Below are 14,910 nucleotides of genomic sequence, written 5' to 3'. Positions count from 1 at the left end.
GAGGGAGGACACATGAGGTTCAACGGAAACGTCCGGCGCGGGATCGGCGGAACCGTCACCGCGGTCGCCGCCATGGTGGCGCTCACCGCGTCCCAGGCCCCCGGGCCGGCCGGCGGCGACACGGCCGACGACATGAGGAACGCGGCGGACGACGTCGTGTGGACCGAGGTGCCCAACGACGACAGCTACCACACCGAACTGCCGCCCCTCACCTCCCCCGAGCCTCCCCCACCCGGGAAGAGGACCGCCCCGGCCGCCACCCGGTCCTGGGCCGAGGCCGGCATCCCCGCCACCGTCCTGGCCGCCTACCGTTCGGCGGCCTCCTCCCTCGGCCGCACCGACCCCGGCTGCCGGCTGCCCTGGCAACTGCTCGCGGCGATCGGCAAGGTGGAGTCCGGCCACGCCGGCGGCGGCCGCGTCGACGCGAGCGGGACGACGCTCACCCCCATCCTCGGGCCGGTCCTCGACGGCCGGGGATTCGCACTGATCCAGGACACCGACGGCGGGGCCTACGACGGTGACGCCACCCACGACCGGGCGGTCGGGCCCATGCAGTTCATCCCCTCCACCTGGGCGCACTGGGGAAGGGACGCCAACGGCGACGGCCGTGAGGACCCGAACAACATCGCCGACGCGGCCCTCGCCGCCGGCCACTACCTCTGCGCGGGCACCCGCGACCTGTCCGTGGGCGCGGACCTGGACCGGGCGGTCCTGAGCTACAACCACTCGGACACCTATCTGCGTACGGTCCTGTCCTGGCTGGAGTTCTACCGCAAGGGCACCCACCCGGTCGCCGACGGCGAGGGCCCCGTCCCCCGCAGCCCCGGCGCCGGGGGAGCCATCGTGCCGAAGGCCCCGGTGGGCGGCCCCGGCAGCCCCGGCGGCCCGGCGGCCGGAGGCGGCAAGGGCGACGGCGGCAAGGGCGACGGCGGAGGCATCGTCATCGGCCCCCAGCCCAGCGGCCCGCCCGGCCCGTCCACCCCGCCGTCCCCCTCGGCCCCGGGCAGTCCCGGCCCGGACGGGCCGGGGACCCCCACGGACCCCGGCCCGAGCCCCGAACCCACCGGCCCCGGCACCACCGAGCCGACCGATCCCGGCACCCCGGAACCGACCGGTCCCGGCACCACACCCGACCCGGGCCCCGGCACCACCGAGCCGACGCCGGACCCGACCACCGACCCCACGGCCGGCCCGACCACGACCCCCGGCCCGGGGTCCACCGCGGACCCCTGCCCCTCACCGGAGACCGGCCCGGCCGACGGGCCCGCCGACGGCACCTGCCCGACCCAGGACCCGGCGGCGGCCGGCTGACGGGTCAGCGGGCGCCGAACACCTCGGAGAGGTCGTACCGCACCGCTTCCACCAGCTGCGCGTAAGCACAGCTCGAAGCGGTGCGGTCCGGCCGCCACCGCCGGAACCGCGCGGTGTGGCGGAAACGGTCGCCCTCCATGTGGTCGTACGCCACCTCGCAGACCCGCTCCGGCCGGATCGCCACCCAGGACTTGTCCTTCCCGCCCGACCACCTGTTCGGCGCGCCCGGCAGCCGCGCGTCCTCGTGCGCCGACTCCCGGGCCCAGTCCGCCCACGGATGGCCGGCCGGGTCGACACGCAAGGGCTCCAGTTCCCGGGCCAGTTCGGCGCGCCGCTTCATCGGGAACGCGGCGCACACCCCGACGTGCTGGAGCACGCCCCCGTCGTCGTACAGCCCCAGCAGCAGTGAACCGACCACCGGGCCGCTCTTGTGGAAGCGGTAGCCCGCCACGACGCAGTCCGCGGTCCGCTCGTGCTTGATCTTGTACATCACCCGCTCGCCGGGCCGGTAGGGCAGGTCCGGCGGCTTCGCCACCACACCGTCCAGGCCCGCCCCCTCGTACCGCTCGAACCACTCCCGCGCCAGTGCCGGGTCCGTCGTCGCGGGGGCCAGGTGGACCGGTGCGGAGGCGTCCGCCATCACCCCGGCCAGGGACTTCCGGCGCTCCGTCAGCGGCCGGCCGGTCAGCGAGGTGCCCCCCAGGGCGAGGAGGTCGAAGACGACCAGTGACGCGGGGGTCCGCCCGGCCAGCAGCCGGATCCGGGAGGCGGCCGGATGGATGCGCTCGCTCAGCCGGTCGAAATCCAGCCGCCCCTCGTGTGCCAGCACGATCTCCCCGTCGACCACGCAGCGCGGCGGCAGGTTCTCCCGCACCGCGTCGACGACCTCGGGGAAGTAGCGGGTGAGAGGCTTGCCGCTCCTGCTGCCCAGCACCACCTCGTCACCGTCCCGGTGGACGACCGCCCGGAAGCCGTCCCACTTCGCCTCGTACTGCATACCGGGCGGAATCGCGGACACGGACTTGGCGAGCATCGGTTTCACGGGAGGCATCACCGGCAGATCCATAGCCACTCACCTGCGTCTGTCATGGTCGGTGATGGACAGCATCTTCCTGTCACCTTCCGCCCGTTCCTGTGGATTCCGGCTGGCCCGTGCCCTGAGACGCGCCCTGGTCCGACTCGTCCAGGACCGTGCCCAGCGCCTGCTCAATGGCCGGCCGGGTGGCCTGGCCGCTTCGGCACCACCTCGACCGCTTTCCCCTGCCTGATCAGTAGCGAGGCGCACGTGTGGTGGAGTGTGTGCAGCGTCGTCCCCGCCGGGATCTGTTCCTCGCCCCGGTCGGCAAGGATCTGGTGCGCGTCGGTCACCATCTTCCGCCAGGTGCGCGCCCACGGCGACCGCTGCACGGGCTCGCCGCCGTCGTGACGCCGCCACCGGGCCCATGCCGGCCTGCACCGTGAAGTCCGTCCAGGACCGTGTGAGGGTGTATGCGCACCTGTCGGAGCAGGCCCCGCTGCGTCTCTTCACCGGTCACAAGTACCTCCGGCCGTTCCTCGGAAGCGGAGATGACGTGCGGAGTCCTGGACGCCCTCGAAGCGGACATCGTGAGCGGGGCGACCGGCGGTGAGAACGCTGCCGGCATCCTGGAGACCGCGGGCACCGGGGCGACCGCGTACGCCACCAGCGTGCTCGTGACCCTCCTGCCCGCGTCAACGGAATGCCGCCACGGAGAACGGGCGTCGTTTCCTGCGCGGACTGTGGAAAGCCATGCCTGGGCGGTGAGGGCAGTCTTCCCGAAGGGCTGCGCCCGCTGCCGGGAATGCCGCGCGGAAGCTACGCAAGAGCGCAATTGAGGGCTTTGGTGAGGCAACCCCGAGCACCTGCTCCGTATACGGCCGTCCGGGACAGCTCCGCGAACGCCCTTAGGTATGTGTGAACTTCGCTCGGTGCCGTGATGTTGACCTCCGCCGTCAGGGTTTCCACGGCCACCTGGGCGTCATCGAACGCGTAGAACGCTTCGAGCGGCCAGACCGTACGCCGGGCCGTGAACGGGATGATCCCCAGCGAGACGTTCGGCCGGGCCATCACCCCTTGCAGATGGCGTAGTTGAGCGGCCAGCTCGGGTCCGTCGCACACCCGGTAGTAAAGAACGGCCTCTTCGAGCAGCAGGGCGAACCGGTGGTTGCCTTCGTAGACGACTCGGGACCGGTTGAGCCGGGCCTGTACGGCGTCGGCCACGTCGTCAGGGGTGCCCTGGAAGGCCGTGATGGACCGCAGGAGCCCTGTCGCGTAGTCGGCGGTCTGGAGCATTCCGGGCACCACGTTGGAGGCGTACACGCGGAAGCGGCCCGTTCGCTCGTACAGCGGGACGGTCTTCTCGTGGACCCTCCGCATCCCGTCCCGGTGGATCTGCCGCCAATGGACGTACATGGACTCGGCGGTACGGGACGCGGCGATCAGGTCCGGAGCGCGCTCCCCGGCCCCGCACGCCTCGCACCAGGCCCTTATGTCGGCGTCCGAGGGGGCCGTCTTGGCCCGTGCGATGCGAGAGGCCTTCGACTTGTGCCACCCGCACCGCACGGCCAGTTCATGTCCGGTGAGCCCGGCATCCCGCCGTATGCCGTCCAGTTGGGCAGCGATGGCGGCGCGGGCAGCCTGAGCGGAGGAGAGTGGTGACGTGGGCATGAACTGGTCTCTTCAGACGGTGTACTTGTCGTGCGGCGTGGCGAGGTCCCAGACGGCCTCGAAGGCGTCGGCACAGAATCCGGCCGTCCCTTGATCATCGGTCTGGTCGGTGTGGACCCAACGCCCGTCACCGTCGGACACGTTGAACTGGACGAGTCGGCCGTCAAACAACCAGAAGTCGTTTCCGGGCAGCGGGAGGCTCGACGCCAACCGGCGGGGCAGCCAACGGATTTCCTCGCCCGCTGCGATGTTGGTGAAGGTGAACGAGTGCTCATAGCGGATGTACTCGCTGGGCGGCTCGCTCACGATCCGGGCTCGGCGCAGCCGGACACCCTTCGCCGTGACCTCCTGCACCACATCCAGCCAGGGCCGCCACCACGACGCACGGTCGTCCGGGGTGAGCCGGTGTCCGTTCCGCCACGCCGCAAAGCGTTCGTCCTCGTTGGGGATGGCGTACACGTCGCGCATCTCCAGATGAACGGCGGACCGATCAGCCGACCGGATCAATTCGGTGAAGCTGCTCAGGCTCTGCGATGCCATCAAGTGCCTTCCTCAGAAGCGGAATCATGCGCGGCGGGAGCCACACCACGCCCTCGTGGGCCGGAAGCGGGCTGTCCTTGACGGTCCGGGCTGTCGTCTCCGCGTCGGCTGTCACCCCCTGGACAACGATCCGGTCCGTCTCTTCGTCCACCCACACCGCCGGGCATCCGTGATCTCCGGACTCCGGGGCTTTCCCGATGAACCGTAGACGCATAGCCCCTCCTCAAGTTGAGCTGGGTTGCAGCTGGTTGTACGCAGCCTCACGGTGTCCGAGCCTGGGCGTCAAGGCTGTTCAGGGCCACCGTGCAACCACATGCAACTTGCTGGACTGCTGTTGCCCGCGCTTCCTGCCGTCAGGAAACCCCGGTGCCGCAGACCCCATGGAGAGCACGGATGCCGGCACGCAAGACCACCCGAGAGTTGCCCACCGTCCTCCCCGTGGGCTTCAGGCATGGCTGCTGGCCTGCGCCCCGGCTCCGGGCTGTGCGGTGTGCGCGACGGAGCGGCGGAACCCCAAGGCCGCCGAGGCGGAGGGAAACATCGGCCATGCCTCCAAGCACGCCACGCAGATCCGCGATTACGCCGGGGGCGCCGGTGACGATGGACATGCAGACGTACCGGGACGGCCGCAGAGAGGCCACGGACGCGGCGGAAGCCATCCGCGAAGCGCTGCCGGACTCGGCCTGCCGGAACGCGTGTGGGGAAGCGTGCGGCCCATGGTGACCCGTAGCGGAAAGCCGTACGTCCACCTGGGCATCGTGCGCGCCGAGGTCGCCGAGCGGATCGCGGAAGCCATCAGGGCGGGCCTCCCGCCTGAACTCTCCTGAGCGGGTCTTCGATTGTCCGTGTCTGGTGCGACAATCCGACCCATGAGTGAAGAGGTGTGCTCTCGCGTCGAGCTGACGGACGATGAGGTCATCGGAGCCGCGTCCATACTGTTGGCTCAACGTGGACATACGAAGGCAGCCGCTCTGATGCTGGACGTTACGACCGTCCGCATCGAGAGGCACACCTTCGAGGAAGAGTCGATGAGCCACTCCTACGTGAGGGAGTTGGAAGAGGTAGTTCTTGAGCTTGAACCACACCTCATCCACAACACGGGCTATCTACGCAACGACATCAGGTCAGCTTTCGAGACGGTCGGCATGTCTTGTGGGCGGAACATCGAAGATGTCCACATCCGGGAGGTCATTCCCCGGGTTGGTCCCAACTGGCGCGAGCAGTTGGCGCGTGAACTCAAGGGTGGCCACCAGTCGAACCAGGCCCGGAAGGTTCGGCTGGAACCCCGGCATCCGAGCGAAGACGGCATCCATCTCACGAACGAGTGGGAACACCGCGTCTACCAAGTGCTCAAGGAACATCAAGTCCGGCTCCCGAGCAACGAGACTATCGGGATCATGCCTCTGGGGGCGCTGAGAGTGCCCGGACACACCTTCGAACCTGACTTCCTGATCACGTATCGCGGACGCGTCGGTGTGATCGAAGTCGACGGCCCTCATCACAAAGGGCGGGCGTCTGCCGACCGCAGCCGGGACCGACTGTTCAAGCACGCCGGGGTCAGAGAAGTGGACCGGCTGTGCGTAGAGGACAGCACGACGAAGGAAGAGGTCCAAAAGTTCGTGACCGACTTCTTGAAGCACCTAATTGGCTGAGGGGGTCCGGCCCTGCTCGTAGGCTTGCTGGGCGCCGATGGCCTGTCACATGAGGGTGTCTGCCCAGGCGTGCCGTTCGCTTCCCGGAGGGGTCCGCCAGAGCATGCCGGGCAGGATGTCGGTCAGCGTCGACAGGTCTTCTTGATCCAGTCGGGAGAGGTCGAGTGTCATGGTGATCACGCTTCCGGTTGGGACTTCCCCATCGGCACTACACCTCCACACCTCCCTGGCCAGGTGGTTCGGTGTAAACCTCGCGAGTAGCTCGCGCCCTCGCAAGGGCCGTCCGGCTTTGCGGGGGCGCCCAGCACCCGGTTGACGTACGTACTCGGCTGCCCGGTCGTGCCCTCCCGTGCCGGGGCCTACGTGTGCCCTGGAAGTGCCCTGGGGCGGGGCTCGCAGCGCGGACATCGCAGGTCACAGTGCAAGGGCGGTCACTTCGCCTTGTACTGCATACCGGGCGGAATCGCGGACACGGACTTGGCGAGCATCGGTTTCGCGGGAGGCATCACCGGCAGATCCATGCGCCGATTGTGGACCGGCCGGTCCTGATCCCTGTCCGGCCCACCGAGCGTGTCTCCCGATATGCGGCATATGTGGGCGCCTACGGTGTCCGGCATGGGAGCAGGAGCAGTGGTGGAACTGGAAGCGGACGGGCGGGCCGTCAGGCTGTCGAATCCGGACAAGGTGTACTTCCCGGAGAAGGGCTACACGAAGAGGGACGTGGCCGAGTACTTCCTGTCGGTGGGGCCCGGGATCCTCCGCGTCCTCCGGGAACGGCCGACCACCCTCCAGCGTTTCGTCGACGGGGTCGAGGGCGAGTCCTTCTACCAGAAGCGCGCCCCGAAGAACCTCCCCGACTGGACGCCGACCGCCCGCATCGAGTTCCCCAGCGGCCGGCACGCCGACGAGATGTGCCCCACCGAACTCGGCGCGGTCCTCTGGGCCGCCAACCTCGGCACCCTCACCTTCCACCCCTGGCCGGTCCGCAGGGCCGACACCGAACACCCCGACGAACTGCGCATCGACCTCGACCCGCAGCCCGGCACCGACTACGCCGACGCGGTACGCGCCGCCCACGGGCTGCGCTCCGTGCTGGAGGACCACGGGCTGCGCGGCTGGCCCAAGACCTCCGGCGGGCGCGGCATCCACGTCTTCGTACCCCTGGTGCCCGAGTGGACCTTCACCCAGGTGCGCCGTGCCGCGATCGCTCTCGGCCGGGAGCTGGAGCGCCGGATGCCGAAGGGGGTGACCACCGCGTGGTGGAAGGAGGAACGCGGCGAGCGGATCTTCGTGGACTACAACCAGACGGCCCGCGACCGCACCATCGCCTCCGCCTACTCCGTACGCCCCTTCCCGCACGCCCCCGTGTCGGCACCGCTGCGCTGGGACGAGATCGACGACGCCGAACCCCGCGACTTCGACATCCGCACCATGCCCGGCCGGTACGCCGGACTCGGCGACGCGCACGCCGACATGGACGACCACGCCTTCCGGCTCGACCAGGCCCTGGAACTGGCGGAGCGGGACGAGGAGGAGCGCGGTCTCGGGGACCTGCCCTACCCGCCCGACCATCCCAAGATGCCCGGCGAGCCGAAACGGGTCCAGCCCAGCCGCGCCCGGCGCGACGAGGGCGACGACGGTGACGGGGGCGGGAAGTGAGCGGCGGCGGCGCGGCCACACCGGAGGAACCGGACGCACGGGACGCACGGGATGCACGGGACGCCGTGGAGGGCGCGCGCGGCGTTCCGGACGGCGGGCCGGGCGCCGCCGGTGATGCGGAGACTCCTGCGCACGCCGGTGACGCGGAGACCACCGCGCACGCAGGTGATGCGGACAGTCCTGCGCACGCCGGTGATGCGGGCACCCCCGCGCACGCTGATGACGCGCGCCCCCGGTCGGGCGGTACGCACGGTGCCCACGGGAAGCCGCCTACCCCGGCACAGAGGTGGCAGGGGTTCAAGGAGTCCCCCTACTTCCCGGCGGTCGTCCTGACCCTGATCCTCGCCGCCGCCGCCGGACTCTTCGCGGGTTCCTACACCTACGCCATGGCCAACCCCACCCCGCACCGGATCCCGGCAGCGGTCGTCGAAGGGCCCCGGACGCCCTACGCCCAGCAGTTCCTCGCCGGGATGGAGAAGGCGCTCCACGCCTCCCTCGAACTGCACCGCTACCCCGACCAGGCGCGGGCCCGCCAGGCGGTGGAGGAGCAGAAGGTCTTCGTGATCCTGCGGAGCGCCGGGGACGGCGTGGTGATGGAGGTCGCCTCCGCCTCCGGCGCCACCGTCGCGCAACTGCTGGCCGAGACCGGTGTCAAAGTCGCCGACACCATCGGCGTGCGCCTCACCGTCACCGACATCAAGCCCCAGCAGAAGGGCGATCCGCGCGGCCTCGCCCTGTTCTACATCTCCCTGGCCGCCGTCATCATCGGATTCGTCGGGGCGATCCAGCTCAGCGTGAACGCCCGCTCCCTGCTCCCGCTGGAGCGGATCCTGTTCACCCTGGGCTACGCGCTGCTGGGCGGCTTCTCCATCGCCGCCGTCGTGGACTGGGGGCTCGGGGCGGTCGACCTGCCGTTCGTCCAGTCCTGGCTGATCCTCGCGTTCACCATGTTCACCTCGGGCATGGTCTTCACCATGTTCAACACCCTCATGGGGCGCTGGGCGATGATCCCGACCTGGGGCGTGATGGTGCTGCTCGGCAACCCGTCCTCGGGCGGCGCGGTGTCCTGGCCGCTGCTGCCGTCGCTCCTCGGGCACGTCGGGCGCTGGCTGCCCCCCGGGGCCTCGGTCAACGCCCAGCACACGGCGGTCTACTACCAGGGCCACCAGTACCTCTTCCCCTACCTGGTGCTGGCCGGCTGGTCGCTGGTGTCGTGCACGGTGTTCTGGGTGTGGCGGCACCGGCACCCGGGAGGCCGCGACCGCACGCCGGGGCACGCGGCCCCGCAACAGGCCCCGTAACCGACCGGAACCCGAACGGAGGGACGGGTTCCGGTCAGTGCCCCGGGGCCGCCGCGATCCCCGCGCACCCCGCCACCGGGTCGTGAACTGCCCGTGTCCCGGCGCCCCGACGGGGCGGGGCGCCGTTCCCGTCACATTCCGGCCAGCCGCTCCCAGGCCCGCGCCCCGAGCGCCGTTGCGCGCCCGTCCGATGGGCTGCCACCCTCGCTGACCAGCTGGAACGCACGCTTCGCAGCTTCGTGGCACACAGGCTTGACGAGGAGCAGACGGTGGCAGAGGAACGGACGGCACACTGGGTTCTCGCGTTCGACGACGACTGCGGCACATGCCGTGAGATCTCGGCCGCGGTGCAGACCGAATCCCGGGGACGGCTGAGGGTCGCCCCCCTGCGGAGCCCGGAAGTGGAACGGTGGCGCACCCAGCGGTTCGGCGCGGAACCACCATGGGCACCCACGTTGTTCCGTCTCTCCGCGGCCTCGGGCACGCGGGGGGAGACGGACCGGACGGTGCTGGGCGCGTGGACCGGCCCCCGCATGGCGGTGCCGCTGATGCGGGCCCTGGGCCCCCGGCCGGCCCGGCGGGTGCTGTACGCCCTCGGCCGGCTGCGCCGCCGGGCGGCGGGCAAGGAGGACGCGCTCCCCGGCGCCCCCGGCGGCCGGGCGGCCGTCAGCAGGGCGCGGTTCCTCCGCTACACCGGCGGGGCCGCGGTCGCGGCCGCGCTGGTCCTGACGGGCAGGACCCCCGCCTTCGCCGAACAGGAGGAGGCGAGCGCCCACCGCTGGGCGGCGCGGCGTGCCGCCGAGGGGAAGCTGCCGCAGACGTACGCCGAGGTCACCGCCTACCCTCCGGCGTACCGCAAGGCCGTTCACGCGGCGTCCACACCGCAGGTACGGGCCCGGCTGTGGTCGGATCACCTGAAGGCGTTCGAACAGGCCCGGACGGAGCTGAGCCCCGCCCAGCGGGCGGTGCTGGCGGACGCGCGGACGATCGCGGGCGAGCCGTCCAACTTCGTCAGGGCGGAAGGCTCCACGGGGCCGGCCCAGCCGCTCCGGGGGCGCCTGCTGGAACTGCACCGGGACGCGGTCGACGCGTACGGCGCCGAGCAGGCGTACGCGATGCTCGCGAGCCTCGGCCCGGACGGCACCCCGCCCCAGGGAGGCGGCGAGGTTCACGTGGCCATCCCCGACTGCGGGTGTTCCGTCCGCGACCCGTACTGCGTGCTGGGCCGCTGCGAGGCCGGCAACGGCCGGTGCCGGGTGATCGTCGACGACTGCGGCACCTTCTACGCCTTCGACTGCGACGGAGGGTGTCCCGGTATCCCGTGGTGACCTCTCCGGCGCCCCCGGCGGCGCCCCGGCCCGTCCGCCCCGGCGGTACGGCCGGGGCGTCCCGGTCCCTTCGGCCCGGCGGCCCACCGGCCGCCCGGGTACCGGGCTGCGGCTGCCGGTGCCCGGTGCGAGACTCGGTAGGGCAGGAGTCCCGGACGCGGGGGAGCGGGACACCCACACCGTCCGAGGAGCACACCATGCTCGACCCCGCCTTCGAGACCGGCGCCCCCGACTGGGCCGACCTCGGCACCCCCGACATCGACGCGGCCACCGCCTTCTACCAGGGCCTCTTCGGCTGGGAGCTGGTGCGCGGCGGCCCCGAGACCGGGGGATACAGCATGTACCAGCTGCGGGGCAGGACGGTCGCCGGTGTGATGACCGTGTCCGAGGAGCAGGGGAAGCCCGCGTGGACGGTCTACTTCCAGACCCCGGACGCGGACGCCACGGCCAGGACCGTCGAGCAGGCCGGCGGCACCGCGGCCTTCCCGCCGATGGACGTCCTGGACTACGGGCGCACGGGCGGCTTCACGGACAACACCGGTGCGTACTTCGGTGTGTGGCAGCCCGGCACCAACACCGGACTCGGCATGATCATGGAGCCCGGTTCGCTGGCCTGGTCCGAGCTCCGCACCCCGGATGTCGCCTCCGCCGCGGCCTTCTTCCACACGGTCTTCGGCTGGCGGACCGAGACCATGGACCTCCCCGGCGGCACCTACACCACGGTCCGCCCCGCGGGCGGTGAGGGCGCCGGCTCCGCCTTCGGCGGACTGGTCGCCCTCGACTCCGTCCCGTCCCGGGCCGCCGCGGGCCCGCACTGGCTGCCGTACTTCGCCGTCGAGGACTGCGACGCGACGGCTGCCGCCGTCGACCGCCTGGGGGGTACGGTGACCGAGGCACCCGTGGACGTGCCGGAGGCCGGCAGGATCGCCGCCTTCGCCGACCCGGCGGGAGCGGCGTTCGCGGTGATCAGGCCCGCCCCGACGGGACAGGGCTGAGAACCGGCGGGCCGGGGCCGGTGGACCGGCGGGCCGGGGCCGGTGGAACGGGTCCCGGCGGACCGGGTTCCGGCGGGCCCGGGGACCTGCGGGCCGGGGCCGGGAACAAGCCGTTGACAGGTCGTTGATCGGCTGTTTATCGCCGTCGGGCACCGTGTGCCTCATGCCGACACACACCATCACCGAGGACCCGCTCGCCTGGCAGGAGACCGCGCTCTGCGCGCAGGCCGGGCCCGAGTTCTTCTTCCCCGCCCCCGGCAGTTCCACCCGCGAGGCCAAGATCCTGTGCGGCGCGTGCGAGGGGCGGGTGGCCTGTCTCGAATACGCGCTCACCCACGACGAGCGGTTCGGCGTCTGGGGCGGCCTCTCCGAGAAGGAGCGGGAGCAGCTGCGCAGAAGCGGCGGCTCCCGGCGCTGACCGGTGCCGCTCCCCGGCCCGCCGGGGCGGGTCACGGGATGCGGAAGGACTCCCCGTACACCCGCCACTCCAGCGGGGTGTCCAGCGTGAGGTTGCCCGCCCGCAGGAAGACCCGCTGCGCCGTGTCGATCCGGCTGGTGTCCCGCTGGACGGTGCGGGCCAGGATCACCGACCGGCTCTCGTCGAGGAACGTGTCGAGGTACTCCCGCTCGTCGCCGCCCTCCGCCGCCGTGTCCGCCGACGCCATCGCCGCGTCGCGGATGCCGTAGAAACCGTTCTCCTCGACGCCGGGCCCGTGGAGCACCATGGCGTCGTAGTAGATGAACTGCCCCAGGGTGCCCAGCCCGTCCATCTTGGCCAGGCGCACCGCGGGTTCGAAGTACAGCCGGTCACGCGTCTCGTCCTGGGCGGTACGGAACGCCTCGTCCTCCGCCGCCTTCCGCCACGCGGCGGTGAAGCCGGGGTCCAGGCCCTCGTGGGAATCGCTGCCGTCCACCGCGCGGAGCGCCGGGAGGTAGCGGGCGAGCGGATTGTCGGGGTGCTTCCCGGTATAGGCCTCGACCAGCTGAAGCATGTCGTTGGTGCCGGAGCAGAACCCGATGATTCCGGCCGTGTAGCCGTTGCCGTCCCCCAGGTCCTCGATGGCGCCGTACTGGCTGCGCCAGTCGAGGGTGGAGGCGTCCGCGCTGGCCACCAGCCGGGAGGCGATCTCCTTCATCCGGGGGGCGGCCAGGCCGGGCGGCAGGGCGTCGATCGCGGCGGCGTTCTCCTCGGCCTCCTCGGCCGCCTCCGGCTGCGGAGCCTGGCTCGTCCGCGCGGGGCCGGCGGCCTGCGGGACGAGCTGAGGCGGTTCTGCGTCACCACTGCTGAACAGGACGGAGACGACGACGGCTATCGGCGCGCCGACGAGAACGAGGCGTGTCACTGGCTTCACCCGCCACAGAGTACGTTCCGTGAACCACCGGGGCCGGACCCCCGGGCGGGTGCGCGACCGCCCGCACGGACCGGGCCGGGACCCGGCGCCCCGCCGCCGTACGCCCCGGGTGACGGCGCCCGGGCGGGCACGCCGTCACCCGTCACACACCGCAGCGGCGGTCCGGGCCGGCGTCAGGCTCCGGCGCGGGCCGCCATGCGGGCCTTGCGGGCGGCCAGTTTCTCGTCGAACTTGGCGGCCTCGTCGTCGAGACCGCCCATGTACAGACCGAGTTCGTCCTGCGCCTTGAGCCCCTCCGGGCCCAGGCCGTCGATGTCCAGGACCTTCAGGTAGCGCAGCACGGGCTGGATCACGTCGTCGTGGTGGATGCGCATGTTGTAGATCTCGCCGATCGCCATCTGCGCGGCGGCCCGCTCGAAGCCCGGCATGCCGTGGCCGGGCATCCGGAAGTTGACGACGACGTCGCGCACGGCCTGCATGGTCAGGTCCGGGGCGAGCTCGAAGGCCGCGCCGAGCAGGTTCCGGTAGAAGACCATGTGCAGGTTCTCGTCGGTCGCGATGCGGGCCAGCATCCGGTCGCACACGGGGTCGCCCGACTGGTGGCCGGTGTTGCGGTGCGAGACGCGGGTGGCCAGCTCCTGGAAGGCGACGTACGCCACCGAGTGCAGCATGGAGTGGCGGTTGTCGGACTCGAAACCCTCCGCCATGTGCGCCATGCGGAACTGCTCCAGCTTGTCCGGGTCCACGGCGCGCGAGGTGAGGAGGTAGTCGCGCATCACGATGCCGTGCCGGCCCTCCTCGGCCGTCCAGCGGTGCACCCAGGTGCCCCAGGCGCCGTCGCGTCCGAAGAGGGAGGCGATCTCGTGGTGGTAGCTGGGGAGGTTGTCCTCGGTCAGCAGATTCACCACCAGCGCGATCTTGCCGATGTCGGTGACCTTGGACTGGTCGCTCGCCCACGCCTCGCCGTCCTCGAAGACGCCGGGGAAGTTGCGGCCGTCGGAGAACGGCACGTACTCGTGGGGCATCCAGTCCTTGGCGACCTTGAGATGACGGTTGAGCTCCTTCTCCACCACCTCCTCGAGTGCGTACAGCAGCTGGGCGTCGGTCCACGCCTTCGAACTGCCGAGGTGGGCAGCGGTGATCGTCACGGGGAACTCCTGGGGACGGGAGAATTACCTACGGCTACGTAGGTTACGTGACCGTAGGTTAAGGCGACGGTAAGGCCATAGCCAAGCCCGGACCTTGCCGCGCATGGTCGCCTGCCGTCATCACGGCAGGTCAGGGCCGTACGCGGAGGGCCGGTCCGGGGTGCGCCGCGGACCGTGCCACACCCCGGCGGCGGGGCGGGAGGCCGCGGCAGGGCCGATGTGCCGCAGCCGTCGAGGTCCACGGGACCGGTGTGCCCGGGGCCGGCGGCGAGCCGGAGGCCGGTCCGGGCCGTCAGTCCCGGCCGTCCAGCAGGTCCGTCAGATCGCGGTCCAGGTCCAGGAAGCGGTACTCGTCGCCCACCGGCACGAGCGCGTGGGCCCGGTCCAGGAAGCGGCGCAGATCCGCGGTGCGCACGTGCACCATGGCGATGCCCTCGGCGGCGTGGAATTCGAGCACCGTACGGTCGTAGCCGAAGGGCCGCACCCGCACGTCCCCCACGCCGGCCGGCGCCTCCATCCCGGTGGCCAGCAGCTCCCGGGAGAACTCCCAGCAGACGTCGGCGCCCTCCAGCGTCGCCGGGGCGGGGAAGGCCATGCGGACGGCGAAGGGGTCCTGACGGTCGTAGTGCAGGGTGGCGGGAAGCGTCTCCATCCGGGGAGCGGATGCCACCATGCGGGCCTGCACGGACTGCTCGATAACGCTGGACAAGACCTGCTCCCTCTCGCGTCGGATGAACGGTTCCCGGCACCGGAGTAGACGACGGAACGCCTCGGTCCGTGCATCGGCACGCGGCGTGAGCTGCATCACCGCGCATCCTCCTCCTGCACCCCTGCCCCGTTTTCGCGTCGGCACCGAGGTGACGGGACATCAGGGGGCAGGGGGCCGTCCCCCGCCGCCCCCCGGCACCCGGACACGGAGCCGCCGCGGCCCCGTGTCC

The 14,910-nt window shown here is 71.4% G+C and carries 14 protein-coding genes; 7 read left to right on the top strand and 7 right to left on the bottom strand.

The features are described from left to right. The first annotated feature begins 12 nt into the window (after positions 1-12). Positions 13-1,311, top strand: coding sequence for a lytic transglycosylase domain-containing protein (locus CP967_RS02555; protein ID WP_150486348.1), 1,299 nt, complete (start codon positions 13-15; stop codon positions 1,309-1,311). A 4-nt stretch (positions 1,312-1,315) separates the two neighbouring features. Here CP967_RS02555 and CP967_RS02550 read toward each other — a convergent pair whose 3' ends face one another. From CP967_RS02550 to CP967_RS02540, 3 genes are all read right to left on the bottom strand, one after another. After that, positions 1,316-2,377 (bottom strand): ATP-dependent DNA ligase, encoded by a 1,062-nt coding sequence (locus CP967_RS02550; RefSeq protein WP_150486347.1) that lies wholly within the window; start codon positions 2,375-2,377, stop codon positions 1,316-1,318. 768 nt (positions 2,378-3,145) lie between these two features. Beyond that, on the bottom strand, positions 3,146-3,997 hold the full coding sequence (locus CP967_RS02545) for a helix-turn-helix domain-containing protein (RefSeq protein ID WP_150486346.1): 852 nt from the start codon (positions 3,995-3,997) through the stop codon (positions 3,146-3,148). A 12-nt stretch (positions 3,998-4,009) separates the two neighbouring features. Continuing rightward, entirely contained in the window at positions 4,010-4,537 is a 528-nt protein-coding gene (locus CP967_RS02540; protein ID WP_150486345.1) for a DUF6879 family protein, read from the bottom strand. Positions 4,538-5,406: 869 nt separating this feature from the next. Between CP967_RS02540 and CP967_RS02520 the strand changes: the two genes are divergently transcribed. Beyond that, positions 5,407-6,189: a hypothetical protein gene (locus CP967_RS02520; RefSeq protein ID WP_150486343.1), complete on the top strand. Its 783-nt coding sequence runs from the start codon at positions 5,407-5,409 to the stop codon at positions 6,187-6,189. 45 nt (positions 6,190-6,234) lie between these two features. Here the strand turns inward: CP967_RS02520 and CP967_RS35065 are convergent, their stop codons facing one another. Continuing rightward, positions 6,235-6,360 (bottom strand): hypothetical protein, encoded by a 126-nt coding sequence (locus tag CP967_RS35065; protein ID WP_268253059.1) that lies wholly within the window; start codon positions 6,358-6,360, stop codon positions 6,235-6,237. A 462-nt stretch (positions 6,361-6,822) separates the two neighbouring features. On the opposite strand from CP967_RS35065, the gene ligD reads away from it, so the two are divergent. The 5 genes from ligD (at position 6,823) to CP967_RS02495 (ending at position 11,890) form a co-directional block, all read left to right on the top strand. Next, positions 6,823-7,848, top strand: a complete 1,026-nt coding sequence (ligD, locus tag CP967_RS02515) for a non-homologous end-joining DNA ligase (protein WP_150491661.1) — start codon at positions 6,823-6,825, stop codon at positions 7,846-7,848. Beyond that, positions 7,845-9,149 (top strand): ABC transporter permease, encoded by a 1,305-nt coding sequence (locus CP967_RS02510; RefSeq protein ID WP_244338955.1) that lies wholly within the window; start codon positions 7,845-7,847, stop codon positions 9,147-9,149. Before ligD ends, CP967_RS02510 begins: the two co-directional genes overlap by 4 nt. Before the next feature lie 239 nt (positions 9,150-9,388). Beyond that, positions 9,389-10,477: a bacteriocin fulvocin C-related protein gene (locus CP967_RS02505; protein WP_150486342.1), complete on the top strand. Its 1,089-nt coding sequence runs from the start codon at positions 9,389-9,391 to the stop codon at positions 10,475-10,477. Positions 10,478-10,674: 197 nt separating this feature from the next. Next, positions 10,675-11,472, top strand: coding sequence for a VOC family protein (locus CP967_RS02500; protein ID WP_150486341.1), 798 nt, complete (start codon positions 10,675-10,677; stop codon positions 11,470-11,472). Positions 11,473-11,635: 163 nt separating this feature from the next. Continuing rightward, positions 11,636-11,890: a WhiB family transcriptional regulator gene (locus CP967_RS02495; RefSeq protein WP_150486340.1), complete on the top strand. Its 255-nt coding sequence runs from the start codon at positions 11,636-11,638 to the stop codon at positions 11,888-11,890. A gap of 31 nt (positions 11,891-11,921) precedes the next feature. Here CP967_RS02495 and CP967_RS02490 read toward each other — a convergent pair whose 3' ends face one another. The 3 genes from CP967_RS02490 to ssgD all read right to left on the bottom strand — a co-directional run bounded on the left by CP967_RS02490 (position 11,922) and on the right by ssgD (position 14,681). Beyond that, positions 11,922-12,815: a chitosanase gene (locus tag CP967_RS02490; protein ID WP_150491660.1), complete on the bottom strand. Its 894-nt coding sequence runs from the start codon at positions 12,813-12,815 to the stop codon at positions 11,922-11,924. A gap of 182 nt (positions 12,816-12,997) precedes the next feature. After that, entirely contained in the window at positions 12,998-13,972 is a 975-nt protein-coding gene (locus CP967_RS02485) for an acyl-ACP desaturase (protein WP_150486339.1), read from the bottom strand. A gap of 292 nt (positions 13,973-14,264) precedes the next feature. Next, positions 14,265-14,681, bottom strand: coding sequence for a spore wall synthesis regulator SsgD (ssgD, locus tag CP967_RS02480; RefSeq protein ID WP_150486338.1), 417 nt, complete (start codon positions 14,679-14,681; stop codon positions 14,265-14,267). Positions 14,682-14,910 lie beyond the last annotated feature (229 nt).

Origin of the sequence: Streptomyces nitrosporeus (genome assembly GCF_008704555.1) — a bacterium.
Classification (GTDB): Bacteria; Actinomycetota; Actinomycetes; order Streptomycetales; family Streptomycetaceae; genus Streptomyces; species Streptomyces nitrosporeus.
The sequence above is the reverse complement of the archived record's forward strand: the minus strand, read 5'-3'. Positions and strand labels throughout refer to the sequence as shown.